The organism is Microbacterium sp. KHB019 (assembly GCF_037285405.1).
Lineage (GTDB): Bacteria > Actinomycetota > Actinomycetes > Actinomycetales > Microbacteriaceae > Microbacterium.
Genome location: NZ_JBBDHF010000002.1, coordinates 297,912 through 323,631 on the forward strand (window position 1 = coordinate 297,912; position 25,720 = coordinate 323,631).

15 protein-coding genes are annotated in these 25,720 nt (G+C 68.5%); all 15 read right to left on the reverse strand.

Annotation, left to right across the window (positions count from 1 at the left end; translation table 11 throughout):
* Positions 1 to 21: 21 nt before the first annotated feature.
* The 15 genes from KHB019_RS07900 to KHB019_RS07970 all read right to left on the reverse strand — a co-directional run bounded on the left by KHB019_RS07900 (position 22) and on the right by KHB019_RS07970 (position 25,613).
* The gene (locus tag KHB019_RS07900; RefSeq protein WP_230101631.1) at positions 22 to 702 is read right to left on the reverse strand and encodes a hypothetical protein; all 681 of its coding nucleotides are present in this window, start codon (positions 700 to 702) and stop codon (positions 22 to 24) included.
* Positions 702 to 1,523, reverse strand: a complete 822-nt coding sequence (locus tag KHB019_RS07905) for a WXG100-like domain-containing protein (RefSeq protein WP_337458597.1) — start codon at positions 1,521 to 1,523, stop codon at positions 702 to 704. The genes KHB019_RS07900 and KHB019_RS07905 overlap by 1 nt, the downstream gene beginning before the upstream one ends.
* On the reverse strand, positions 1,495 to 3,171 hold the full coding sequence (locus KHB019_RS07910) for a hypothetical protein (protein ID WP_337458598.1): 1,677 nt from the start codon (positions 3,169 to 3,171) through the stop codon (positions 1,495 to 1,497). Before KHB019_RS07910 ends, KHB019_RS07905 begins: the two co-directional genes overlap by 29 nt.
* A gap of 10 nt (positions 3,172 to 3,181) precedes the next feature.
* A complete protein-coding gene (locus KHB019_RS07915) occupies positions 3,182 to 3,406 on the reverse strand; it encodes a hypothetical protein (protein WP_230101634.1) in 225 nt (74 codons plus the stop codon).
* Positions 3,407 to 3,507: 101 nt separating this feature from the next.
* Positions 3,508 to 3,786 (reverse strand): WXG100 family type VII secretion target, encoded by a 279-nt coding sequence (locus tag KHB019_RS07920; RefSeq protein WP_250646152.1) that lies wholly within the window; start codon positions 3,784 to 3,786, stop codon positions 3,508 to 3,510.
* Between the two features lie 79 nt (positions 3,787 to 3,865).
* Positions 3,866 to 8,428, reverse strand: coding sequence for an FtsK/SpoIIIE domain-containing protein (locus KHB019_RS07925; RefSeq protein ID WP_337458599.1), 4,563 nt, complete (start codon positions 8,426 to 8,428; stop codon positions 3,866 to 3,868).
* Between the two features lie 13 nt (positions 8,429 to 8,441).
* Positions 8,442 to 9,773, reverse strand: coding sequence for an RDD family protein (locus KHB019_RS07930; protein ID WP_337458600.1), 1,332 nt, complete (start codon positions 9,771 to 9,773; stop codon positions 8,442 to 8,444).
* A gap of 20 nt (positions 9,774 to 9,793) precedes the next feature.
* Complete coding sequence (locus tag KHB019_RS07935) at positions 9,794 to 11,434, reverse strand: serine/threonine-protein kinase (RefSeq protein ID WP_337458601.1); 1,641 nt, start codon at positions 11,432 to 11,434, stop codon at positions 9,794 to 9,796.
* Positions 11,431 to 12,744: an FHA domain-containing protein gene (locus KHB019_RS07940; protein WP_337458602.1), complete on the reverse strand. Its 1,314-nt coding sequence runs from the start codon at positions 12,742 to 12,744 to the stop codon at positions 11,431 to 11,433. Before KHB019_RS07940 ends, KHB019_RS07935 begins: the two co-directional genes overlap by 4 nt.
* Entirely contained in the window at positions 12,744 to 13,559 is an 816-nt protein-coding gene (locus KHB019_RS07945; RefSeq protein ID WP_230101639.1) for a PP2C family protein-serine/threonine phosphatase, read from the reverse strand. The genes KHB019_RS07940 and KHB019_RS07945 overlap by 1 nt, the downstream gene beginning before the upstream one ends.
* Positions 13,556 to 14,857 (reverse strand): RDD family protein, encoded by a 1,302-nt coding sequence (locus KHB019_RS07950; RefSeq protein WP_337458603.1) that lies wholly within the window; start codon positions 14,855 to 14,857, stop codon positions 13,556 to 13,558. The genes KHB019_RS07945 and KHB019_RS07950 overlap by 4 nt, the downstream gene beginning before the upstream one ends.
* A complete protein-coding gene (locus KHB019_RS07955) occupies positions 14,854 to 17,250 on the reverse strand; it encodes a transglutaminase-like domain-containing protein (RefSeq protein WP_337458604.1) in 2,397 nt (798 codons plus the stop codon). Before KHB019_RS07955 ends, KHB019_RS07950 begins: the two co-directional genes overlap by 4 nt.
* Entirely contained in the window at positions 17,247 to 18,506 is a 1,260-nt protein-coding gene (locus KHB019_RS07960) for a DUF58 domain-containing protein (protein ID WP_230101642.1), read from the reverse strand. Before KHB019_RS07960 ends, KHB019_RS07955 begins: the two co-directional genes overlap by 4 nt.
* The gene (locus KHB019_RS07965; RefSeq protein WP_230101643.1) at positions 18,506 to 19,477 is read right to left on the reverse strand and encodes an AAA family ATPase; all 972 of its coding nucleotides are present in this window, start codon (positions 19,475 to 19,477) and stop codon (positions 18,506 to 18,508) included. The genes KHB019_RS07960 and KHB019_RS07965 overlap by 1 nt, the downstream gene beginning before the upstream one ends.
* Positions 19,478 to 19,499: 22 nt before the next feature.
* Positions 19,500 to 25,613, reverse strand: coding sequence for an Ig-like domain-containing protein (locus tag KHB019_RS07970; protein WP_337458605.1), 6,114 nt, complete (start codon positions 25,611 to 25,613; stop codon positions 19,500 to 19,502).
* Between the last annotated feature and the right edge of the window lie 107 nt (positions 25,614 to 25,720).

Consider the following 25,720-nt stretch of genomic DNA (forward strand, 5'->3'; position numbering starts at 1 on the left):
GAGTAGTCGTGCGCCCCGACATCACTTGAGCGGGATGTCATGGACGACCTGAGGGAGTCCGCTGTCGGCATGCACGGCCTCCGATACTCCCGTCGGGAGATGCCCGAACGGAAGCCAGCTGCTGTTCGCCCCGGTCTCGTTACCGCTCGGCATGTGCACATCGGCGGACGTGAGCGTCGGGAATTCCACGTGCACGAGCGGGGCCTGCAGGTCTCCCGGGTTCAACCCGAGCTGGGATTCGATGAGACTGATGTCGCCGTTCGCGTTGTCGAGAACGTGCTGAACCTGGTCGGTCGGCATGAGGAAGGTCTGGTTGTCGCCGTCGGATCGGAATGGACCATACGCGTCGTATCCCGACTTCGACTGGATGCGGGATCCGCCGTTGTCGAACTGGGCCAGATGTTCGCTGCGATAGCGCTCCGGCAGCATGCGGTCAGGATCAGGCAACGTCTCGCCGTTGGCCTTGCGATCGATGAGATCCTGTTGCGCGTTTCGATCGATGTTCCAGTTGCCTCGCCAGTCACGCTGGACCGGGCTCTTGTGCTTGGGCTCGTATTTGTCGATCCCCCTGACCCGCAACGCGAAGTCATCGACGTGACGGACGATGTTGTCCGCCAAGTGATGGAGGTTGTCCTTGGTCTTTCCCATACCGTTCAGGACAGCCTGCTTGAGCTCACGGATCACCGGCTTGATAGAACTCATCAGTCGTCCCCCCCGAAGTCCAGAGCGGAGAACTCCATGAAGAAATTCGACGTCAGCGTCGAGATATCCGCCCCGTGAATCTTCATTGCCGACTGGGCGTCCTCCAGAGCCTGCAGGTCCGCATAGAACTCGTCTGAGTCACCCGCAGCGGCCTCGACCATCGGAGCGTCCAGGATCGCGTCGATCACTGCAGGCAGCTGCTCCGACATCGGCTCGATCGCCATCGGCAGAAGCTGCTCGAGCAGTTGCTCCACGGCGATGTCCACCGCCGCGTTGAGCAGTTTCTTCTTGATGATGAGCATCGGGCCGGCACCGAGTGCGCTGATCGGATTCGTCAGCATCGCCACCAACGTGATCATCGTGGTGGTGACGTCGAAGATCACCTTCATCTTCAGCGCCAGAATCGCCTCAGCGCCGACATCCATCGCCGTCGCCGCCGGAGGCATGATGTCGATGAGCTTCTGCAGGTTCGACGAACGGTTCGTGTTCCAGGCGCTCACCGTTGCCGGGCCGGTCTGCCCCCGCATCGCCGCCGCGAGATCGCCGTTCATCTTCCGGTCCACCGACTGCACCACAGACTCCAGATCGGTCCCGAGATTGCGCACGAGAACCGCGCCCTTGCGGACTTCGTCCTCATCGATATCGGGCCAATCGAACCCGAGCTTCTCCATGACCCAGATCAGCTCATTCGGCAACATCATTCCCACGGCACAACCTCCATTGAAGAGATTAGAGGCCCCGCGGATACCCTCGCGATGGGGAGAACACCCCACGGATCGACTTGAGGAGCACTCACGGCACGACCGCCCATTGGGCGGCATCCGACATCAACGGCGCCGTCGCCCCGCCACGAACCGAGACACCGGACAGGTTGCGGTCCGTGATCGTGACGACGGGGTTCGCAGCGATCGGCAGAGCGACCGCTGCGCGCACGATCGTCGCCTCGATCTGCGCATGGATCTCACGCGCCTCGTAGACATCCGTTGTCTGTGCGAGCTGCGCGATCAGTTCATCCCGCGCGGGGTCGGTCTGCCCGGTGATCGACGCGGCACCCCCGGTGCTCCACTGAGCCGCGATATCCGCCGGCGACTGCGGGATCGGCACCCGCATGATCACCGCATCCCAGTCGCGCTTCTCGAGTGCTGCCTGCAGGTCGTCGCTCCCGCAGTCCGCAACGCGCCACCCTGCCTCCCCCGCGGCCGTCCGCAGCGCGCTGAAGGCGCCTCTCGCGAACTCGCTGCCCCGGTCGTAGAGCACGCACACGCGCGTGCCGGAGGGGAGACCCGCCGCCGCCCGCTCCGCGACCGGATCGGCGTCGGTCGCACCGAGCGTCTGCGCGAATCCGGAGTCCTCGTTGACGATGTCGTAGGCGCGCGAGTTCGGTATCGCGGTCATCGACGTGCTCGGGGCGTATGCGGTCGTCCACACCCCTGCACCGGCATCCATGAGGTCGCGTGCCGGGGCGGAGTGCATGAACGACGTCCGCGCACGCACGTCGCTGAACACGCCGTTCGGCCGGAGGAGCATCGACCAGAGCGTGCCGTCGTTCGTCGTCTGCACGGTGAAGTCCTTGCGTTCGAGCTCGCGGATGGCATCGCGGTTCGCGGCGACCGGGCGCACCTGCACGGCATCCACCTGCTCGCCGACAGCGGCGAGCGGATCCTCACCGGGCGGCGTCAGCTCGATGCGCGCGACCTGGGGGGTGACCGCTCCGCGGAACTCGGAGTTCGGGACGAGCTCGACTGCTCCGTCGGCATCCACACCATCAGCGGCGACGACGAACGGTCCGCTCGAGAGGAGGAGGTCGCCTGCGACGGCGCCCTCGCCGATCTCGAACCCCTCGTTCCAGGCGGACCGCAACTTCTCGAGGGCGCTGTCATCGCCCGTGCGGATCGCGGTGATGACCGCCTGCTTGGCCTCCATCGGATCGTCGATGCCCAATGCGCGCTCGCCCAGCACATGGGCGGGCACCGGAACAGTCACGAAGCTCTGCCAGTCGCTCACCGGCTGCGCATAGGTCACGTCGATCGACCGTGCGAACTCATCCGCGACCGGGATCGGGACATCCGGGACCGATGCCTCATCGGGCAGGAAGTACCCCGCGGCTCCCGCCCAGCCCAGCAGCAGGTCCGCGGCATCGAGCGGGATGCTGTCCGACCACGCGGGCTCGGCGAGGTCGTAGCGCACGGTGAACGGCTCCTCCTCGAGGATCGTCACGGTGCCGAAGCTCTCATCCGCGACGAAGTCGCCGTCGATCACGTCGCCGAAACGCGCTCGCGTCAGCGCGGCGATGTCGGTGTTGCCGCTCGTCGGGGATGCGGCCGCATTGGTCGAGGTCAACGCCCCCGTCCACCCGACGACGACCTTCGTTCCGGGGATCACCGACTCCGGCATGGCCGGCGCGCAGGCCGTCAGCCCCGCGGCGAGCGCGAGCGCAGTCAGTGCCGCGACGCGGCGTCTCCCCCTCATTCCCCGGCCGTCACGCGTAGTCGGTGTCTTCGCCGCTCTCCTCGGCCATCGCCCGGAACGGTTCGCTCTCCTCGCTCTCGAGCCACGCCCGCGCGTGCTCGAGCAGCACCGCAGGCGAGTCCTCGGCCTCGGCGGCTGTGGCGAACGGGCCGATCGTGTCCTCGGAGGGGCGCTCGTCGGCGCGCACCACGGTCTGGGTCGACAGGTTGTACCAGTAGCTCTGCTGTCCGGTCATGATCCCGATTCTATTCGTAGCGTCTGCGCAGTCTGGGGGAACGACGAAGGCCGTGGAGTCAGTCCTGTCGAACTGGCCCCACGGCCTTCGGTGCGACCCGATCAGAGCTGGTCGGTGTCGCGGATCTTGTCCGCCATCTGGTCCAGCGCCGTCGCCATGTCGTTGACGGCCTCGGTGGCGTCGTCCAGCGAGGTGGTCAGGTCGTTGTAGGCGGTGGAGTACTGCTCCGACGCGTTCTCGGTCTTGAAGCCGTCCTGGACCAGGTCGTCGATGACGCCCTGGAGGTCCTTCAGCGCGTCACCGATCGACGTGCGTCCGTCGCGCAGACGCTGTGCCGCGTCTTCCATCTCGCTGTACGTTGCACCAAAGTCATGTGCCATGAGAACTGCCCTCCGCGTTCGTGGTATTCCGGCCGGTGTGGCCCTCGTCAGGCCCCTGCGGCCTCCTGAATGAGGTTAGTCAACGAACCCGCTCACGCAAACGGGGAGCGGTACCCATGTCAGTCCTGCCCACCGGCGGCGCGTCGGGGACGAACGGCATCTGCATCGTGACCAGGCGGCCCGCCTGCACGAAGATGCCGCGCCCCACCGGGAAGTCGCTCCTCTTGATCCGGCTGAAGGCCGTCTTGAAGATCGATTCGCCGTCGTATGTGTCCGGCTTGAGGATGATGCCCTGACGCCCCGTCTTCCATTCGCCGAGCACACCGATGCTTCCGCTGGCACGGCTGATCTCGGCGTCGGCGATCAGCAGATGGTCGCTGTTGTTCATCGCCTGCAGCAGCGTCCGCATCTGCCGGTCGGCAGGGCCGTCGGCGAGGTGCGGGATGTCCTCGATGACGATCATGATGCGACCCTCGGTCGTGTCGCTGGTGACCAGCTCGGTCAACTGCTCGGCGAGTTCCTTCTCCTCCTCCGGCTTGATCGCGCTGCGCACCCACGGGCGGAAGTCCTTCAGCTGCGAGCGACGGTTGCCGAAGTGGTACATCCGCACATTCGGATCGAACCGCTCCATCGCCACGACCAGCGCCTTGAGCGCGTTCGTGCGCCCGGATGCAGGCGGTCCGGAGATGACGAACGAACCGATGGGCTCGAAGCCTCGCGGTGCGAGCGTGTCGTCGGCGATGCCGAAGACGGGCATCCCGTCGACCATCGCCGGCATATCCGTGACGGGCACCATGGTCGGCAGGGCGCCGATCTCCGGGAGGTCGCGTGCGCCCTCCGCTCGGAGGGTCTTGGCCAGGGCGGTGAGCGCCCTCGTCTGCTCCACCACGTTCGGCGTGCCGCCGAGGACCGCGATCTGGGCCTCGTGGCCGTCGATGATGGCGCGCCCAGGTGCCGACTGCTCGTCGAGGATGTCGCGCGGCGCGTTGAGCAGCATGTACTGGCCGGGGTCGCCCAGACGCAGCACCACTCGGCGGGAGATGTTGGAGGCGACGGCGCTGGGGACCGCGTTGCCGCGATCGGCCGTGATGACCATGTGCACGCCGAGCGTTCGCCCCTCACCGAGGATGCGCATGAAGGTCCGGTAGAACGGCGCACGCCCCGGCGCGTACTCCCAGTCCTTCTTGAACTCGGGGAAGTTGTCCATGAGCAGCAGGATGCGCGGCATGTTCGGGTCTGCGATCTCCCGGTACTCCTGCACGGTCGCCGCGCTCGCCGCCGAGAACGAGGCCGCGCGGCGGTCCATCTCGCGATCGAGAGTCCGGAACAGGCGCTGGATGCGCTCGGCATCCGCGCCGTCGACGACGGAGCCGACATGCGGCAGGTCGGCGAGCGATCCGAGCGCTCCGGATGCGAAGTCCAGGCAGTACACCTGGACGCGGCCGCGATCCGGCTGCATCCCGGCTGCGGTCGCGATGGTCTTCAGCACCGTGGACTTGCCCGAGCCGGAGGTGCCGTAGACCACCAGCGATCCGTCGCGATCCGGCACGAAGACCGCTGGCTCCTGCATCTGCTTCTCTGGCACATCCATGAGGGCGAGAGGGATGCGGGTATCGCCGTCGTTGGGCAGGTCCGCGAGCTCCACGACCGGGGCGAGATCGTCGAGCCATGGCCGTCGCGGCGCCTGCAGCCCGGCGACCTCGCTAGCGCGGATCAGCGTCGAGACGATCCGCTTCTGATCATTGGGGCCGAGGTCCTCCTCGTGCGTCTCCGCTTCGGCGGGGCGCTCGGGCTCCCATTCCGCGCTGGCTCCGAAACGCAGCTCGGACACGCGGACCTCGACGGCGGTGCCTTCGTCCTCCGTCGTCCATCCGCCCGCGTATGCGGACTGGAACGGCACGAGCCGTCCGGGCCCGGTCTTCGCGATCGCCCGGCCGGGGATCGACGCCGGGAAGGTCGATGCCACCGGATCGTCGACGACGTCGCGGGAGTCGGCCTCGTCGGCCATGCGCAGAGCGATGCGCAGGTTGGTGTTCGCGCGCAGGTTGTCCTTGATGACGCCGGCTGGACGCTGCGTCGCCATGATGAGGTGGATGCCGAGCGAGCGGCCGCGCTGTGCGATGTCGACGACCCCGTCGACGAACTCGGGCATCTCGGAGGCGAGCGCCGCGAACTCGTCGATGACGAGGACGAGGGCCGGTGGGCAGTCCGGATCCTGGCGCTTCTCCAGCTCGAGCAGGTCTTTCGCCTTCTTGCGGTTGAGCAGGTGCTCCCTGTGCTGCAGTTCGGCTCGGAGGCTCGTGAGCGCGCGGCGCACGAGGTGCGGGCTCAGGTCGGTGACCAGACCCACGCAGTGCGGCAGGTCGACGCAGTCGGCGAACGCGGATCCGCCCTTGTAGTCGACGAACAGGAAGGTCACCCGGTCCGGGCTGTGCGCTGCGGCCATGCCGAGCACCCAGGCCTGCAGGAACTCGGACTTTCCGGCGCCGGTCGTTCCGCCGACGAGGGCGTGCGGACCGTGCGTGCGCAGGTCGAGGGCCATCGCGTCGCTGGCGCCCTGGCCGATGATCGCGCGCAGGTTGCCGGCCTTCTTCAGCCGCGGGCGAGGTGTCGGGGACCGGTCAACGATCGTGTTGTTCTGCCGCCAGCGTTCGACGACGACCTTCGGGTCCTCGGCGATCGCCGGATCCACGAGCTGCAGGAATCCCACTGTGCTGGGGATGTCGGACGCGTCGTGCACCACGGTGCTGGCGTCGACGACGGGGGCCATGCGCCGCGCGAGCATGTGCATGTAGGCGTTGGAGACACCCTCGACCCTGGTGTCGTCGAACGTGTCGCCGGTGCGGACGAGCCCCACCCGAGCGGACTCCAGTCCGTTCGTCACGTCGATGTAACTGCGGCACACCGCCGGAAGCGATTCCACGGTCGGCGAGACGAACACGGCGTGCACGCCGTGGTCCGCGCCGCGGTCGAGCACGTCGGTGAGACGCCCTCGGTCAACGGGCGCATCGCTGCTGACGAAGACGATGACCGATACTGCGGGGGTCCTCTTGTGGTCGCCGGCCGCCCTCGACACATCGGTGCCGTAGAGCAGCGGGTTCCACTCGTCCTTGAACGGCCCGCGCGGCTCCCGGCTCTCCGCGCCGCCGGACGCCTCGCGCTGGACGTAGTCCTCCAGCATGCTCAGCAGCGCTGCTCCCGTCGGGGCCGAGTCGGCGAGGGCGACGTCGCGGAACGGGCTCTTCTCGCTGGAGGTATGCGGCATCCACTTGAGCCAGTCCAACTCGGCCGTCCATGCCGAGTCCGCGAAGGCGACGGCCACGACGTCGTTCGGGGCGTGCAGGCCGAACAGCTGAACGGCGATGCCGCGCATGGCGTCCGCGGCGAGCCCCTGGGGGCCGGCGATGCCGATGGATCCGGCATCCGCCAGCAGTTCGAAGACCGGCACGTCGTCGACCTCCGAGTAGCGCTCCTGAAGCCGGTCGACCCGCTCGAGGAATTCCGGGAGTCCCTCCGGGGTGTCCATCTCGGCGATCGTGTTGCGCGCCGGGAGCGTGCAGCTGCCCAGTCGCACCCCCAGGAAGTTCCAGTGCTCGGGGCGCCTGGTCCACAGCATCGGCCCGAGCCGCATGGCGTGATCGAACACCTCGGCGACCGGCGGCGCCTCGGCGTTGCGCGCTTCCTCCTCCTCCGGCTTGCCGCGGAAGAAGTCCTCCTCGAGCTGCTCGTACTGGCGTTCGAAGAGCATGTACTCGTGGTTCGAGCTCTTCTTCTCCGAGCGCGACTGGTTGATGATGTTGCCGAGCGCCATCAGCGGCGTCATGACGATCATCAGCAGGGAGCGCGGGTTGCCGTTGAGCACGTACAGCGCCATGCCCATGAGGATCGGCGCGACGAGGATCGGCCAGGGGAAGATCTTGCCGAGCTTCTCGGTCGGGATGCGCGGCGCCTTGAAACCTGTACCGGGATAGCGCACCTCGACGCGCGGGCTGCGATTGAACAGCAGTCCGCCGCCGCGCTCGATGATGGGCTCTTCCGCGGCGGTGCCGTCGAACGAGCGCGCCAGGTGCGGAACGAGCGTCGTGGCGCCGATGACGAACGGGGTGCCGTCCTCCAGCCGGATGCGCTGCACGGCGACGCCGTCGACGAGGACGCCGTTGGCTGAGTTGAGGTCGATGACCTCGATGTGCTGGCCGACCTCGAGTCGCGCGTGACGCTTGGAGACCATCGGGTCCGCCAGGACGACGTCGCCGGCGGCATCTCGTCCGATGACCATCTGGCCCGATGAGATCGGGAACTCCTGTCCGGCCAGGGGTCCGGCGGTCGCCCGCAGAACACCGACGATCTCGCGCTTGCCCGCTCCGGAGTAGTCCGGGCCGTGGTTGAGGATGGATGCCGCGAACCCGGAGCCGATCGGCGCCTCGCCGATCGGGATCTCCGGATGCAGCGGAACGAGTCGCTCACCGGTGGGCGGCGCGACCGCGAGGGTGAGCACGTCGCCCTCGGAGACCGGGACCGAACGGGTGGGATCGGCCTCGGCGACGTGGCGGGCGACGTCGGCGGCGGTCGCCGTGGAATCCGTGGTGATCACGATGTCGACAGGATCGCCGACCGGGCGGTGCAGGGTCAGTTTCAGTCTCATGGTTCTCCCTCGATCACACCCGGATCACCGCGGCGAGCCTGTCGCCCAGCCGCACCGTGTCGCCCTCGATCGTCACGACCGGTGCTCCGGCCACGACCTCGTACTCCGTGCCGCCGCGGACCAGACCGGATCCGTTCGTCGATCCGCAGTCCATGATCTCGAGTCCGCCCTCCACGGGGCGGACGAGCAGATGGGTCTTCGACAGCGACTTGCTCTCGTCCTCGAGGGCGACCGTGTGGGCGCCGGGGTGCCCGGCGGCATCCGGATTGCGTCCGAGCAGCACGGGCGCCGCGACCGGAATGCTCTCGCCGGTGTCCAGGCGGAGGCCGAAGACCACTGGCTGCGGAGCTGCAGCCACGGGCTGCTGCGGCCGAGCGGCCTGCGGGGTCGGCTGCGGGTTCGGGACCTGCGCGGCCGCCCGGGCTTCCTGCGCGACCGGAGCCTGCGGGGCGGCTTCCGGCGCAGCGGCGTTCTCACCGGCGGGGCGATACCCGCCCATGACCGGCTTGCCGGCCTCGACGGGCGCAGGCGTCGCCGGAGCGGCGATGGGAGGCACACCGATCTCAGGGCGGGAATCGGGCGTGTGCGGACGGGCGATGCCGATGACACCGGCGCTCACCCGGGTGCCCGGCCGGTACTGGGGAGCCACCGCCGGATCCTGCGGCGTCGCGAGCGACGGCAGCGAGGACCGCTCCGGGGCGGGCTCGGCCTTGACGAGCTTGCGGGCGACGCGCATGCGCTTGTCGTCGTACGGGTTCAGTCCCTTGCGCACGTCGACGAGCCAGACGTGCGTCGCCTTGTCGTGCAGGCCTCGGCCGCGGCGCTCCGGATCGAACGTCGGGGACGCGAGCAGCAGAACCGGTCCGATCAGCGGCACGATCCCGGATCCGCCCATCAGCAGGTAGCGCAGCAGCACCCAGCCGACGCCGGGGCGCCCCAGAGTGCGCACGTTGACCGAACGGATGCCGACGACGGCCTTGCCGATGGTCCTGCCGCCGCGTCCGTGCATCACGAGCTGGACGATGCTGACCACGAGGGTCAGGACGACGGTCGCCGACGCCGTGACGATCGCGAGGACGAACGACGGGTGGTTGACGAGCCCGTACGGCGAGATCGAGCCGGTGGCGAGTTTGAGCAGCAGCGGAACAGTGCCCAGCCACAACGGCAGCTGCAGCACGAGCCAGACCGCGACATCGATCACCAGCGCGAGAGCACGCCGGCCGAGGGGCGCCGACAGCATGCCGAGTGCGGCCGCGTATGCCGGGTCGGGGCGCCCGTTCTCGTCGAGGCCCTCGATCTCGTCCTTCGCGTCCTCGATCTCCCAGATCATGCGCTCGGAGGACATCGACCGATCACCGCGTGAGCTCACTCCACGCACCCCCGCACCTGCTCCGACGCGCGGCCGTCCTCGCGGCGCAGCAGCACATCGATGCACACCTGTCCGGTGGCGGCTCCCTCGAACGTCACGGTCGGCTCGTCGGTGGGCTCGGGAACGCCGGGGCCATCGAGGCTGACGGTGTTCCACAGATACAGGTCGCCGTCCTCCTCGGCCGGGTTCGTCCAGGTGAACGTGATGGTCGAGCCTTCGCGTGTGCCGGCGAGGTCGTCGACCGCTGGCACCGCGTCGGAGATGGGATCCTTCGGGGCCGCCCCCTCCTGCGTTGCTACAGGGTCGGGCGCTCCGCCGCCCTGGAGCAGATTCACGCCGACGATCGTGCCGCCGACGAGGACGACCGCCGCAGCGGCGACGCCGATCCACATGCCCACCCGCGGCTTCGGCTTCGCCTTTGCCTGGTCGGGTGCCTGTGCGAACTCGGCTGACGGCGGGAACGGCACCGCGGGCGCCTCGGGCGAGAGGGCGCGCGGGCCGCGCAGAACCGTCCGGTCCTCGTCGACAGGTGCGGGCGGGGGCGCCGCGCTGGGGCGCATGACGGTGTCTTCGACCGCGGACGCGGACGTGGATGCCACTGGCTCGAAGCGCGGGCCCGGATCCCCCGCGGTAGCGCGCTGCGGCTGCGGCGAGCCGAACGGACGGGTCGTGGCGGACGGGCGGGTGTTCCCGGCATCCGGCTCGATGCTGACGATGTCGCGGACGCGGGTGAGACCTTCGTCCTCGTCCTCCAGATCCTCTGGCAGCGGATGGTCGTCGACGATGTCGATCGGCGTGACCGAGTGCGCGAGCTCGATCTGTACCTTCTGCAGCGCGCGTGCGAACGCAACAGCGCTCGGGTATCTGGCATCCGGGTTCTTCGCCATGGCCCGCTCGAGCACCTGCTGAAGGCTTCCGGGCGAATCGGGTCGCGACAGAGACGGCAGCGGTGATCGCTCGATGCGCTCGATGAGGTCGGCGCTCGTGTTGCGCTCCCCCGGTCGCTCGAACGGCGACCGGCCGGCGAGAAGCGTGTACAGCGTGGCACCGAGCGCGAACACGTCCGAGCGCTGCCCGCTCTGCGGCGGATCCGCGAAGAACTCCGGCGGCGACCAGGGGATCGACATGCCGGTCGCCTCGCTCACGGCGCCCGTCGTCGAGGCGATGCCGAAGTCGGTGAGGGCCGGCCGGTTGTACTCCGTGACGAGGATGTTCGCCGGCTTGATGTCGCGGTGCAGGACCCCGGCGCGGTGCGCGGTCTCGACGGCACCGGCGACCTGGATGCCGACGCGCAGCGCCTCGGCGACCGAGAACGGTTCCTTGCGAGCACGGATCTGCAGGTTCGGACGGGGGCAGTACTCCATCACGAGGTATGGTCTGCCGTCGCCGGCCATGCCCGCCTGGTAGATCGTGACGATGGCCGGATGCGTCGACAGCATCGCCATCACGTTCGCCTCGTCGGCGAATTCCTTCGCCGCGCCGCTCGAGATCCGGTCGGCGAGCAGCACCTTCACGGCGACGCGGCGCCGGGGCATCTGCTGCTCGTACAGGAACACATCGGCGAATCCACCCGTGCCCAGCGGCTCCACGAAGGTGAAACCGGGGAGCTCGGGAGGAGGTGAGGGGGGTCTGCTCACGGCAGATCCTCGAACACGACCGTCACGCCGTCGCCCAGGTCGACGACATCGCTCGAGAGCACGAGCGTCGGCTCACCGGGGTGCAGGCGCAACGGGTCTGCACCGGGGCGCAGCAGCGTCGAGCCGTTCGTGGTGTGCAGGTCGATGACGACGACCGTGTCGCCCTCGGGGCGGATCTCTAGGTGGCTGCGCGAGATGTCCTGCTGCGGGCTCTCGACCGCGATCAAGTGGGGCAGGTCGGCTCCGCTGGCCCGCGTGGACCGCGGGCGGCGCCCGATGATCACAGTGCGGTCGAGTGCCACGACCTGACCGGTGGAGACGCGGACGCGACCCGAGCCGCTGGAGACGACGGGCAGAACGGCCGTGGGAGCATCGGGTGCAGCGGTCGGCGCGCTCTGCCGGAGCGCACGTGCCTCGGCGACCGAGATCGTCGCTCCGTCGTGGTCGCCGTCGAGTGGAGCCGGAGCGGGCGGCACCGGCGGAGTGACCGCGTTCGGCGACGCGATCGTCGCGCCGAACAGCTGATCGAACTCGTCCGCGTCGCTCGCGAACGTCTCATCGTTCGGCATCAGCGTGTTGCCGTCGACCTCGTCCGCCACCGCCTCGGCCGGTGTCTCGATCTGCTCGGTGACCGGCTCGTCGGTGCTCGGCTCGTCGGTGCTCGGCTCGTCGGCGACGGGCTCGTCTGCGGCCTGCTCGTCGATCACCGGCTCTTCGGAGACCGGCTCTTCGACGGGCGCCTCCTCGACCGGCACGTCTGCGACCGGCACTTCCTCAACAGGAACTTCCTCGACGGGCGCGTCCTCGATCCGCTCGGATTCGTCGGCGTCATGGACCACCGCGGCAGCCGCATCCGGAATCGTGACGTCCGCCGGTTCGATGTCGGCGGCGGCGTGGGAGGCACGTACGATGCCGGCTGAGACCGGCAGGCTCACGGCATCCTCGTCGCCATCCGTCGTGATCTCGATACGGCTCGCACCGGCGACGAAGCGCTCGCTCCAGGTAGTGACGTTCGCGCCGCTGAAGCTCTCGCGCCCTTCGAATCCTGTCACCTCGACCATCGCTGCGCCGCGAACGGCGATGCGCGCGTCAGCCCCTTCGAGGACCACCGCTGCGAAACCCAGCATGTCCGCGAACGAACCGGACGCGTGCTCGGTGAGCACGTCGATGACCGCGGCGAGGTCGCCGGCGGTGCGCTCGCGCTCCCAGAGTCGCGTGAGCAGTTCGGCCGGAGCATCCGGAGACAGCGCGATCAGAGCACCGGGGGTCACCAGCACGTTCCACTGACCTGGGCGGTATGTGGTCTGCATCAGCTCATCCCTCCTGCCGCGGCCGCACGCGGCCGGGTGTTCTCATCGATGTCGTCGTCGGCGCGCATCTGCACGCCGGGGCGGGATGCCACGGAGACGGCATCCACCACCACGACGGTGATGTTGTCCCTGCCCCCGGCGGCGACGGCCTCGCTGACCAGTGCTGCGGCGGCGGTCTGCGGGTCTGACTCCGTCGTCAGGATCTCGCGGATCAACGAATCCGGGACCTCTGACGAGAGGCCGTCGGAGCAGATCAGCATCCGATCGCCGAGTTCGGCGGGGAACATCCAGAAGTCCGCATCGCCGGTGCTGCCGGCGCCGATCGCCCTCGTGATGATGTTGCGACGATGATCCGACGCGGCTTCGGCGATGCTGAGCTCGCCCGACTCGATGAGCTCCTGCACGACCGAGTGGTCGACGCTGATCTGCTCGAGCTCAGTACCCGACAGGCGGTACGTGCGCGAGTCGCCGATGTTGAAGCTGAGCCAGTAGCCCATGCCGTCGACCTCGGCGAGCACGAGCCCGCTGAGGGTCGTTCCCGCGCGCCCCATTGCCGACACCGAGAGCGCATCGACCGCTTCGCGCGAACGGGCGAGCGCGTCGAGCACGTCGTCCAACTCGAGGCTCTGCCTGCCGATGTAACGGGAGAACTCGGCGACGACGGCGGCGCTCGCCCGCTCGCCCGCCTCGTGGCCTCCCATGCCGTCGGCGACGACGAAGACCGGAGCGCTGGCGAGCAGCGCGTCCTCGTTCAGAGTGCGACGGAGCCCGGCGTGCGTCGAGCAGCCGGCCGTCACGATCAGCGGCGCGGTCATGCGTAGCCCCCGATGGTGACGATGCGGTCGCCGATCTCGACGGCGTCGCCCAGGCGGATGCGCACCTGCTCGCCCGGCTCGCACACGATGCGGTGCCCGTCGCGGACGATCGCCGTGCCGTTGGTGGAATGACGGTCCATGATCCACCCGCCGGACGGTTCGGCCGCCGCCTCGAAGTGCGTCTTCGACAGCGACAGCGTCTCGTCGCGGACGGAGACGACCGCGGCACCTTCCTCCGGCGCCGGGTTGCGCCCGAAGAGTGTGCGGCGCGAGACCGTCACGCGGGTGCCGTCATCCCAGGTGAACACCAGGCGGTGCCCGGGGATGCTGATGCGGGTGTCCTCGATGTCGCCGACGTCGCCGGAGCCGCCGTTCAGGGCAGTTCCGTTCGGGGCGTCGTCGGACGGAGTCGTCACGGCGGGAGCCGCGGGAGCCGCCGGGGCCGGCGGCGCAGGCGTGTTCCGCTCAGGCGGACCGTCCTGGGTGATCCCCGGCACGAAGGCGATCAGGGAGTCGGCGGCGGGAGCCGTGGGGTGGGCGATCGGCTGCGCGGAGCGAGCCGGTTCCGGACCCCGCACGGTCTCATCGAGCGCAGGGGTGGACGGCGAAGGGAACGCGGGAGCAGCGGGCATCGCCGGAGCGACAGGAGCAGAGGGCGCAGCGGGGCCGGTCGGCGTCGACAGCGAAGAAGGAGTGAACGACTGCGGCATCGTCGGTGTGGCCAGGCCCGGGATCGGCGGGGCGCCATTGGGCATCGACGGAGCAGCGCTGGTCGCCTGCCGGGCGACGTTCGGCATCGACGGGCGCGGCGGGACGTGCAATGCCATGGTCGGCGGCGCTGCACTGGCGCGAGCGCCGGCATCCATCATCAGCGAGCGTGCGACCTTGTCGTGCCACCCCTGGAACCGCCCCGATCCGTCGAAGAGCGGAGTGAAGTATCCGACGACGATGCCGGCGGCGAGCCCGAAGATGATGTTGCGCAGCAGCGCCTTGCCGAACCCGAGGGGTGCACCGTCGTCCTCGCGCACGAGGCGGAGTCGCTGAGTGCGCATGCCGATCGAACCGTCGCGGGACTGCATGAACGTGTAGAACACGAACCAGCCGATGAGGATCAGCGACACCACGGGGGCTCCGATGCCGATGACGCCCAGCATCCCCTCCGGACCGGCCATGACCGCGAAAACCACGAGCAGGATCGACAGGACGATGCCGATTCCGGCCGCGATCGCGGCATCGATGATGTAGGCCACCGGTCGTCGTGAGGTCGGGGCGACGGTGCCGAACGACGGTTGCGTCATGATGTCTCGCTCTCGGGTGCTTCTGTCGTGCCTGTGTCGATCGTGCCAGGTTCTCGGCGAACGCGCGCGGTCGCGGCATCCTTCAGCCCCTGGAAACCGGACTGGATCGCGGATCCTCCCAGCAGCGAGCGCAGGCTGAGCCGCGCCTTCATCCGCTTCCAGAATCCGGCCTCGGAGCCGAGGCCGACCACGATCTCGTCGACCTCCTTCCAAAAGGCGTCGACGTCTTCCTGACTCGGGTCGTGCGGGCCGAACACCTCGGCGTCGGCCCGGTCGGCGAGCGCCGTCACGGTCGGAACCGCGAGCGAGTCTGAGACGAGCACCGCTTCCTCGCCGCGGGTCGCGCCGGGCGTCAGCCGCGCGCCGTAGTCGACTGCGCGGTCGGTGAGCTCGTCCCAGCCGCCGGCGATCCGGTCGGCCGTGTGATCGGCCGACCGGCGCGCGCGTCTCCGCGACGCCTTCCACGCGCCGATCACGATGAACGGCGAGGCGATCAGCGCGATGATCGCGAGCGAGATTCCGCCGATGGCCAGGATCGCACCGATGATCGCCGCGATGTTCAGCGACTCGTCCTCTGCTTCGCGATCGTCTGGCAGCGTCGGCGGCAGATCGACCGGCTCCTGGGGCGGGGGCGGCGGCTGCAGCACCTGCGGCTTCGGATCGGCGCGGGGCTTGGTGTTCTGGTCGTTGGGAACCTGGTCCTCTGGCGGCGTCGGGTCGAACGGAACCCACCCGAACCCGTCGAAGTTCACCTCGACCCACGCGTGGAGGGCGTCGCCCGTCGCCGCGAACGACGCCGCGCCGGCATCCTTCTCGTCGGGATAGAACCCCATGACCACGCGTGCGGGGATCCCCAGCTCTCCGGCGAGCAGCGTCATCGCGACGGCGTACTGCTCGTCGTCGCCGATCATCTGATCGCTGCCGATGAGCGTGGAGATGCGCTCCGAGGTGTGGCCGGCACGCGAGATGACCTCGCCCTCGAGCCCGTGGCTGAAGAAGCCTTCCTCGGACAGGTAGTCGGCGATCGCCTGCGTCTGCTCGACCGGCGTCTCGGCTTCCGCGGTGATCTCACCGGCGAGGGTCGACAGCTCTTCGGGAACGTTGTCGTTCTTCGGCATGCGCACGGCGCCGAAATCGGCGTCGGCGAGCTGCTCGTCCGTCACCTCGGCGGGGATGGTGGTCTGCACCGCGTAGCTGTCGCCCTTGCGCAGCCCCGTCGTCGCGACCGCGGTCGATGACCCGCTGCTGTAGTACGTTCCCCGTCGAAGCGCCTCGGCGTCGCCTCCAGCGAACCGGAACTCCGAGACGAGGCCGGCCTGCGGAACCCACACGTCGCTGTAGTCGCCGATGTCGAACTCCAGCGTCACCGGCAGCCCTTCCGCATTCGGCGACATGTTGGAGCGGATCGGTGAGAACGCGCTGGAGGTACCAGGGCCCCCGTCGACGACGTTGATCACCTGGCCGTCGAACTCGTCCATGGCTGCGATCCGGACGCGAGCCCCCTCGGGGAGCCCGCGGACCGTGAACAGCGTCGCCTCCTTGTTGTCGCGGACGTGGCCGCGGAACGCCTGCAGGGCGCTCGGGTAGTCGCGCACGTTGAACGGCGGGATGATCGTGTCGCGCAGGACGTGACGCACCTCGGTGGGTGCGGTGAACGCGCTGGTCGCGATTCCTGCGCCTGCGGCCACCGCGAGCACGGCGCCGCCGGCGAGCAGGCGTCGCATCCGCATGTGGTTGGCGCGCGACGGGTCGATCTCACTGACCGACACGGCCGCGTTCTGCGGCGCCCAGATCTGCCGCACCGCGAGCCAGGCGATGCTCGCGAGGGCGAACACCGCACCCTGGACGAGGGGCATGGCCGTCTCCGGCGTGCCGAGCGCGATCACAGCGGCGAGCAGCGCACCTGCGGGAAGCAGGGCCCATGCGGGCTGGGTGAGGCGGAGGGCGAGGGATGCCGTCACCACCGACGCCACGAGGAGGAGCAGGAACGGCACGAGGAAGTGCCCATCTGAGCCGGAGACCGGAGCGACGGTCGTCAGCATCTGCTTCCACGACGTGACCACGCCGACTGCAAGCTGCTGCAGCGTCTCCAGCGAAGGGATGAAGCCGCCGATCGCGGTGTGCGGCAGAGCAAGCGCGCCGCCGAAGACGAAGTAGGCCGCCACGGTGAGCCCGGCGATGATGAGGATCCCCCAGCGACGCCAGGCCGCGACGACCGCGATCGCGATGCCGATGAGGGCGCCTCCGATCGCCGCTCCGAGGAAGCTGCCCCCGGCGAACGTGGGCCAGAACCCGATTGCTGAGGCGACGAGCAGGACGATGACGGCTGCTACGTCGAGTCCCCAGCGACGCAGAGGAAGCGCTGCGACCGACGAGAGGGCGGGCGCGCTCATGCGAGGACCTTCTGAAGTGCGAGGGGGATCTGCTGCAGGGTGCCGACGCTGACGACATCGGCATCGCCGATGCGGCGGAGAGCCGGGACCTCGACAGAGGTGTCGGCGACGATCGCGATGACTCGCGCTCCGAACGGCAGGCGTGCGCAGGCCACCCGGAGGTTCTCGCCCGACACCTTCGAGCCGCACACGAGCACCACGACACTGGCGAGCGGCATCGTCGCCGCGATCACGCCGCTGAGCTCGGCGATGCCGCCGTCGCGCGGCTTGCTGCCCTCGACCGCGGCGAGCGAGTCGAGCAGCTGCTTCCCCGTGCCCGAGCGCAGCTCGCGCCCCTGCACCCGCACCTCGACGCGCTGCGAGTCGCGCAGTGCGCGGAGTCCGATGGACCCGGCCACCGAGATGCCCAACTCGAAGTCGGTGTCATTGGCGTAGTCGCCGGTCGATCGAGAGAGGCCGATGACGAAGTGCGAGCGACGGGTCTCTTCGTACTGACGAACCATCATCACGCCGGTGCGGGCAGTGGATCGCCAGTGCACGTGGCGCAGGTCATCGCCCGGCTGGTACTCGTTGAGCGCGTGGAATGAGACGTCGTCACGAGACAGGTCTGCAGCCGGCAGACCTTCGAGGTCGCGCAGGAAGCCGAGGGACTGACCGTCGAAGAGCACGGTCTGCGGGTGGACGAACAGATCGACGGGGTCGTCACGGCGGTGCGCGCGCTCGAACAGACCGAGTGGGTCGCCGCGGACGACGCTGACCGGCCCGACCTTGACGACACCGCGCCGCTGCGTGGGGATCGCGAAGAGCTCCTCGGCCTTCTCTCCGGGCGCGAGTCGCTGGATGCCGAACTCTCCGCGGCCTGCGCCGACGGGCAGCACGACCCGCGATGGGAGGATCGCCCGACCGCCGGGATTGGCGAGGGTCAGTGCGCCGACCGCGCGTTCGCCGACGACGACCCGGGTGCGGGCGAGGTCGAGGTTCACGTCGTACTCGGTGCGTCCGACCAGGAACACCGCGCACACCAACAGGGTGATCGTCACGATCACGGCCGTGACCGTGAGCTCGCGCCAGCCGAGGGTGAGGCCTGCGATCCAGAACACCACGGCGAGTGCGATGAGCACCCAGGCGAGGGGGCGGATGACGGCGGCGACCTTGCGGAGACGGCTTCCGATGCGCACGCCGATGAGCGCCACGATGTCACGCCAACCGGCGTCACGGGCGCTCTGCGACGTCGCCGGCAGCGTCTCTGCGGTCATCAAGCCGCCGTTCGGGCCTGGGGTGCAGCAACCCGCTCGAGCACGCGGGTGATCACCGCGTCAGCGGTGGTTCCCGAGAACTCGGCCTCCGGGTCCAGCATCAGGCGGTGCTGCCATGCGGGAGCGATGAGCGCCTTGATGTCGTCCGGCAGCACGTAGTGGCGTCCGCGGGAGGCAGCCCACACCTTGGCGAGACGGACCATTGCGATGGCTCCACGCACCGAGACCCCGAGCCGGACGCCGCTGTCATCGCGGGTCGCCTCGGCCAGTTCTGCGACGTAGCGCAGCACGGCGGGCTCGACGTGCGTGGTCGCCGCGAGGTCTGCCATGTCGGCGACGGCTCCGGTCGTGATGATCGGCGTCAGGTGCGCCGACGGGTTGCGGTCGGATGCTCCGGCCAGGATGCTCTCGGTGATCGCCAGGTCGGGGTAGCCGATCGACGTCTTGATGAGGAAGCGGTCGAGCTGCGCCTCCGGGAGCTTGTACGTACCCGCCTGCTCGACGGGGTTCTGCGTCGCGATCACGAGGAACGGGCGGCCGGCCTCATGCGTGACACCGTCGATGGTCACGCGTGACTCTTCCATGACCTCGAGCAGCGCCGACTGCGTCTTGGGAGACGCGCGGTTGATCTCATCGGCGAGCACGATCGAGGCGAAGATCGGGCCCTTGTGGAACTCGAACTTGTGCGCCTGCTGGTCGTAGATCGTCACACCGGTGACGTCGGAGGGCAGCAGGTCGGGCGTGAACTGGATGCGCGAACTGGTGCCCTGCACAGTGGCCGCGAGCGCCTTCGCGAGGCTGGTCTTGCCAGTGCCTGGCGCGTCCTCGAGAAGGACATGGCCTTCGGCGAGCATGGATGCCAGAACCAGGCTGACGACCTCGTGCTTTCCCTGCACGGCCTTGTCGATGTTCTCGACGAGGCGCGTGAAGGTGCCCTGGAACCAGGTCGCCTGCTCAGGAGTCATTGTCATTGTGTGCTGTTTCTTTCTCTCGCTAGTACCAGGTCATCGCGTCTGCGTAGCCCCAGCCCTCGATGCGGACTCGAATCGAGTGCCCAGGGCTTCCGTAGAAGCACGAGAGCTCGACCTTGCCGTTGGCCGGGACGTATTTGCTGCTTCCGCCGAACTCGCCGCCGTCGTTGCAGAACAACCGGTAGTTGCCCGCAGGGAAGTTCGTGACCTGCAGCGCCACATAGGCGCACGATGACGTGTTGCAGGCGCCGGACCCGCCCCAGCCGGGAGGCCAGCTGCCGGGCGTCCCCTTGACAGTCTTAGCCGTGGGCTCGGGCTTCTTATCGGTCGTCGCGCTGTCGCTCGCGACCGACGACCAATTCTTCCCGTTGTCGTTGCTCACCCGCACGTCGATCGTGAACTTCTGCGAGTACGGGGCGCCGACGGTTCGCGAACCGGTGTTGCTGACGCCCTCCCAGTTGCCCGAAGCCCCTGGGCCGCTGACCCTGATCTGCGTGTCGGTGAGTGCCTTGCCGTTGTTGCCGTTGTTGCCCCACGAAACGGTGACGTTCGAGCCGTTGTTCCGCGCACCGGCGCTCGGCTGCGGCGGGACGCCGTACGGGGTCACCGAGTTCGACCTGGCGGACTCGGCGCCGGTGTAGCTGCCGGTGCCGGTGTTCGACAGAGCGCGCAACTGCAGCGTGTACGGTGTGCCGTTGTTCAGTCCACCGATCGTAGTGCTGGTGAGGTTCTGCCAGCCGCCGCTGTTCAGGCTGTACTGGTAGGTCAATTCGGATGCTTTGGCACCGTTGCGCTGCTCGGCCGACAGCTCGTACGACGAGGTGATCGTGAGCTGGCGGTCGCCCACGGCGATCTTCGGAGTGTTCGGGGCATCAGGGCGGATCGCGCCGCGGCGCTCGGCGGACGCCGGGCTCCACTGACCCCAGTCGGCCTTGTTCTGTGCGCGCACGATGTACGAGTACCCGGACTCAGAGGTCGGCACGACCACGGCCTGACTCGTCTGCCCTGCCGGTACCGAGACGGTCCGTACCGTCGTTCCACCCTCGAGAACCTGCAACTGATAGCCCGAGATCGGTGCGCCGTTGTTGTCCGGAGCAACCCAGTTCACCTGCATCTGGGCCTGGTCCCCCACCGGGGCGAGCTCGGCGGTCGTCGGCGCGCCGGGCTGCATGGGCGGACCCGCCGGGATCTCGGCCAGAGACCAGCCGCTGTAGGTCGACGGCTCCGGGGCACGGTTCACGGCCTGCACCCGCACCTGGTACGAGGTGCCGTTCTCGAGGCCCTCCCAGGTGAGCGAGTTGCCGGTCACACCAGTCTTCTCGGTGACACCCGACGGCGGCGCCGGCGAGATCTGCAGGTTGTACGACTCCACGGGCGAACCGGGCGTCGTCGGAGTCGTCCATGCGACAGCGAGGCTCTTGTCGCCGAAGACCAGCGTCGGCGCGACAGGAGTGTCGGGGCGCGCGTCAGGACGAGCGACTTCCGAGGCCCCGGACGGCTCGGAGTCGCCGACGCGGTTGGTCGCGACCACCTGGAACGTGTACTCCACGTTGTTGGTCAGTCCGTCGAGCGTGCACGTGGTCGATGCGCACTCCTTGCTGTAAGCGCTGCCCGACGTGCTCGAGACCGTGTACCGGGTGATCTCGGCGCCGTTGTTGGACGGCGCCGAGAACGACACCACGACTGTGCGGTCCTGAACACTCGTGACCTGCGGTCGCCCCGGCGCCTCTGGCACGCCCTGCACGGTCAGGACGATACGGCCATCGACGTGGCGGTCGGAGTCCTCCGTGGCATCCTCGATCGTGTAACGGAGCACGAGGGTTCCCACGAACTTCGCACCCGGCGTCACCTGCACCTGATCGCCCACGACTTCGGCTGTGCCCACACCCGTCTCGGTGTTGACCGTGAGGACATCCAGCGGGGTGTCGGGGAACGGGTTGAAGTCGTTCGCCAGCACCGGAACCATGATGGTCTCGCCCTGATCGGCCTGGTCGATCGTGTCAGTGTTCGCGGTGGCGAGCTCACGCGTCGACGCGGTCACGTTGACGACGACCGTGCCCTCGATCGGGTCGGTCTCGCCGTCCGAGACCCGAATCGTGAGGGTCTGCGACGTACCTTTCTTCGCGTTCGACGCGGCTTCGACGGACAGCGTGGAGCCTTCGACGCGCGCACTCACGCCTCCGTCGGCGCTGCCGATCAAGTCGTAGGAGTGCTCACCCTGATCCTCGGGATCCGGATCGGTCGTCAATGCAGCCAGGTCGAGGGTGCTCGCATCCTCACCCGGCGCGACGTTCACCTCACCGCCAGTGAAAGTCGGCTGCTGGTTGTCTGGTGGCAGCACCGTGATCGGGATCGTCAGAACGGACTTCCGGCCCTCAGGGTCGTCCGGTCCCGAGCCGTCTGTTACCTCGAACGAGATGCCGTCCTCGCCGAAGTATCCGGCGGCCGACGTGTAGACGAGGGTGCTGCCGTCCTTGACCAGGTCGGCGCCGTCGGCGTGCGATGCGCTGACCTTGGCGTGCTCGGTGATGGTCACGGTGCCGCCGCCGGCGACCGTGACGTACTCGTCGAGCGGGAGCTCCTTGGTCTCGCCGCTGATCACTTCGACCGGCTTGGTCGAGGTGAGTGCAGGGCGCAGGTCCTTCACCGCCGGAACGAAGATGAACGCCGAGGTCGACAGGTCGTCGCGGTCGGTGAGCGTGTAGCGGATGAGTTGCATCTTCTCGCTGACGGTGACCCGCACCTTGCCGTCTTCGAGCAGCGTTCCACCGTTCGCGACCGCGATGTCGAGCCCATCGGTCGTTCCGTCTGGATCCTCGTCGTTGGCCAGGATGTCGACGTCGGTGGTGAGTCCGCCGTCCGTGAGGTCTGCGGGGAGCACGCGGTCGTCGCGGGCGATGGGCGCCAGCAGCGGGACGTCCTCGTCGACCGTGATCTGCAGCACGGCCTGTGCCGAGGCGCCGCGTGCATCTCTGATCGTGTACTGCAGCGATGTCTCGACCGGGCGGTTCGGCGCCTGCACGAGCACACGGTCACCCGACACACGCGCACCCAGCCCGTCGAGATCCGGCACGACCAGTCCGTCGTCCTTGACGAGCGCGATCTCATCGCCCTCAGGATCGGAGTCGTTCAGCATGACGGGCACGGCGATCTCACGACCGGGCCTCACGACGACGGCATCCTTCACCGCATACGGCGCCTGGTTCACGTCCTCCGGCGCTGCGATGCCGACGCGCACCGTCGCGGTGCCCTCCTTGCCGAGGCGGTCGCGCACGCGGTACGAGAACGTGTCGACGCCTGACGAGTCGGCGTACGCCTCGTAGACGAAGTAGTTCTGGGCGACCTCGAGGATCCGACCCTTGACGGGGCTCGTGGCAGGACCGATCAGCTCGACGGAGTCGCCGTCCTCATCGATGCCGTCCAGTGGCACGGCGATGTTGATCTTGTTCCCGCTGAGCACGCGGGTCGTGATGTCCTTCGGGCGCGGGGCGGCGTTCTCGTCCTGCTCCGGGACGATCTGGATCGTGATGTACCCGCCCACCTTGTTGCCGCGGGTGTCGGAGACCTCGTACGTCGCGTAGACGGTCTTCGCCTCCGGGCCCGCCTTGAAGCGCACGGCATCCTGCGAGACGAAGATCTCGCCGTCCTCGGGGTCGACGAGCGGTTCGATCAGATCCGACTCGAGAGTCAGAGCGTCGCCCACCGGGCTGGAGTCGTTCTCCAGAACGGGGATCGTAACGACGTCATTCACGCGGACGACCGCTTTGTCGGGATTCGCGATCGGCGGCAGGATCTTGTCAGGCGCCGGGATCGGGATGACGATCACCTCGCCCTCAGCCGTCTTCGACCCGTTCGAGATCCGATAGCTGATGCGCACCTGCTCATCGAGCGCACCCTGGTCGCCGATGCGGAGGGACTCGTGGTTCAGCACCGAGACCGAGATCCCGCTGCCCGGCTCGACGCTGACCGACTGGATGACGAGGATTCCACCGGACGGATCGGTGTCGTTGTTGAGCACGCCCAGCAGCACTTCGCCGCCCGTGGGCAGCAGCGCGACATCGCGGACGGCGATCGGCGGACGATCCTCGGCCGTGGCATCCTCGACGTCGACGCGCACGATGCCCGGCACGCCGTTGGGGCCGGCCGCGACCTCGTACAGCACGTAGTAGGTGCCGGGGGTCGGGGCGCTGAACGTGAACGTCGCGTTGGAGTAGTCGGGGTCGATCGTGGCGCTCGGCGACTCGGCGCCGTTGACGCGGGTCAGGCGCAGCGGTTCGCGCCCGGAGCTCGAGTCGTTCGCGAGCGGCGAGACCGTGACCTGCTCGCCGGCGCGGGTCGTGACGTGGTCGGCGTTGGTCTTCGGCAGCGTCGATCCCGCCGGACGCACGTCGAGCACGAGCGTCCCAGTGGCGGCCTCGCCCAGGGCGTCCGCCACCACGACCTGCACTTCCTTTCGACCCTGCAGGCTGGCCGTCGCGCGGTAGGTGATCTGGCCGTCGGTCGTGAATTCGACCTCGTCGCCCGGGGCAGCGGTGACCTCACGGAGGTAGATGTCGTCGCCCTCGGGGTCGATCCAATCCGGGAGGATGTTGTACGAGATCGTGCCACCGGTCTCGATCGCCAGCGTCGTGGTGCGCTTCGGCTTGGGCGCCGTGTTGGTGTCCCAGTCCTTCACCGTCAGCGAGACGGTGGCGGTGTCCTTGCCGTTCGGGCGGCCGTCGGTGGCCTCATAGGTGAAGGATGCCGACCCGGAGGCGTCCTCGCCGACGGCGATCTGCAGCGACCCGCCGTCGTAGATCGGCTGCACGTCGCCGATCGACGGCTGATTGCCCGCGAGGGCTGCGACCAGGACGTCGCCGTCCGCATCGTTGTCGTTGTCGAGCACTGGCAGCGCCGTCGTCTGGCCCGGACGCACCCCGTATGTGTCGTCTTCGGCGACCGGGGGCGTGTTGACGTCCGTGCGCACCGGGAGAGTGGTCTCGACCGTCTCCTCCGTGGTGTCCTCTTCGTCTTCGGTCTCGCCCTCCGGAGGGGTGAGGTCTTCCCAATTGTCGACCTGCTGCAGGCTCTCGTCGGTGAGCCAGGCGGCGCCGCCGACGGTGTCGTTGAGAATGATGACGTCGCGGTTGACGCGGAACGTCAGGGACGCCGAGGCGTCGATGCCGGGGATCTCCTCGTGCACGTCATCGCCGTCGCCGGGGCAGTCGCGCACGAACTGACCGCTGCCGGCCCAGGCTCCGTACGTGCAGCCGAGCAGTGAGACCGGGGCGGCAGGTGTTCCCTGACCGCCGGCATCCGTCGACTTCGGCTCGCTGCCGTCGAGCGGAACCTCGATGAACTGCGACGCCGTCGCGACGGTCACGGCATCCGTCTCGGCCGACGCGAACTGCAGGACGGCCGAGTCCGCCTCGGGGATCTCGGTGCGGAATCCCCCTGGGGTCATGACCGCGCTGTCAGCCGGCGACAGCACGACGGGGGTCGCGCCCACCGCCGTGATGCTCGGCGCCACCGAATCATCCAGCTCGCCCAGGGACGACGTCGACGGTTCGAGCGCTTCGCCCTCGTTGTCGACGGGGATCGTGACGACCTCGTCCTTCTCACCCGAGACCGCGTACACGGTGCCGTCCTGGCCGACGGTGACGTCGGAGTTCTTGCCGAGCTCGACGGTCGGCTCTGCACCCTCGAGCTCGAATCCGGAGATGCCTTTGACCGGGACGACGAACAGGTTTCCGGATTGAGCGTCGAGGATCGCGGTGGTCTGCTCGCCGAGCGCGACCTTGGCGTCGCCGGGGATCGTGGTGCTGTCCCCGAGCAGTACGCGCGCAGGGTCGACGGCAGTGAGGGTCGCGTTCGAGCGATCGGTGACGAGGATGGTCGACTCGTCCTGCACGATGTCGAAGCTCTCGCCCGTAGTGCGCAGCCCGCCGTCGAGCAGCGTCGACTCGTTGTTGAAGTGGCCGACCATCAGGGACGAGGACTTCGTGATCCAGACGCCGCCGTCGTTCAGGTCGACCTTGGTGGTCGGATTGCCCTCATAGGCGAATGCGAGGGTGCCGATGGCGAGGAACCCCGCCGTCACGGCCGCAATGGATGCAGCCGTCTTCGGTTTCGCGCGCAACCACGACAGCGCCTTCATCCTCGGTATCCCCCCGGTGTACTTCGTAGGTGCATGACGGATCTGTCACGACCCGGGCGCACCGGTACATCCTAACCGCCAGTTCTGAACCGTACGACGGGCAGAAT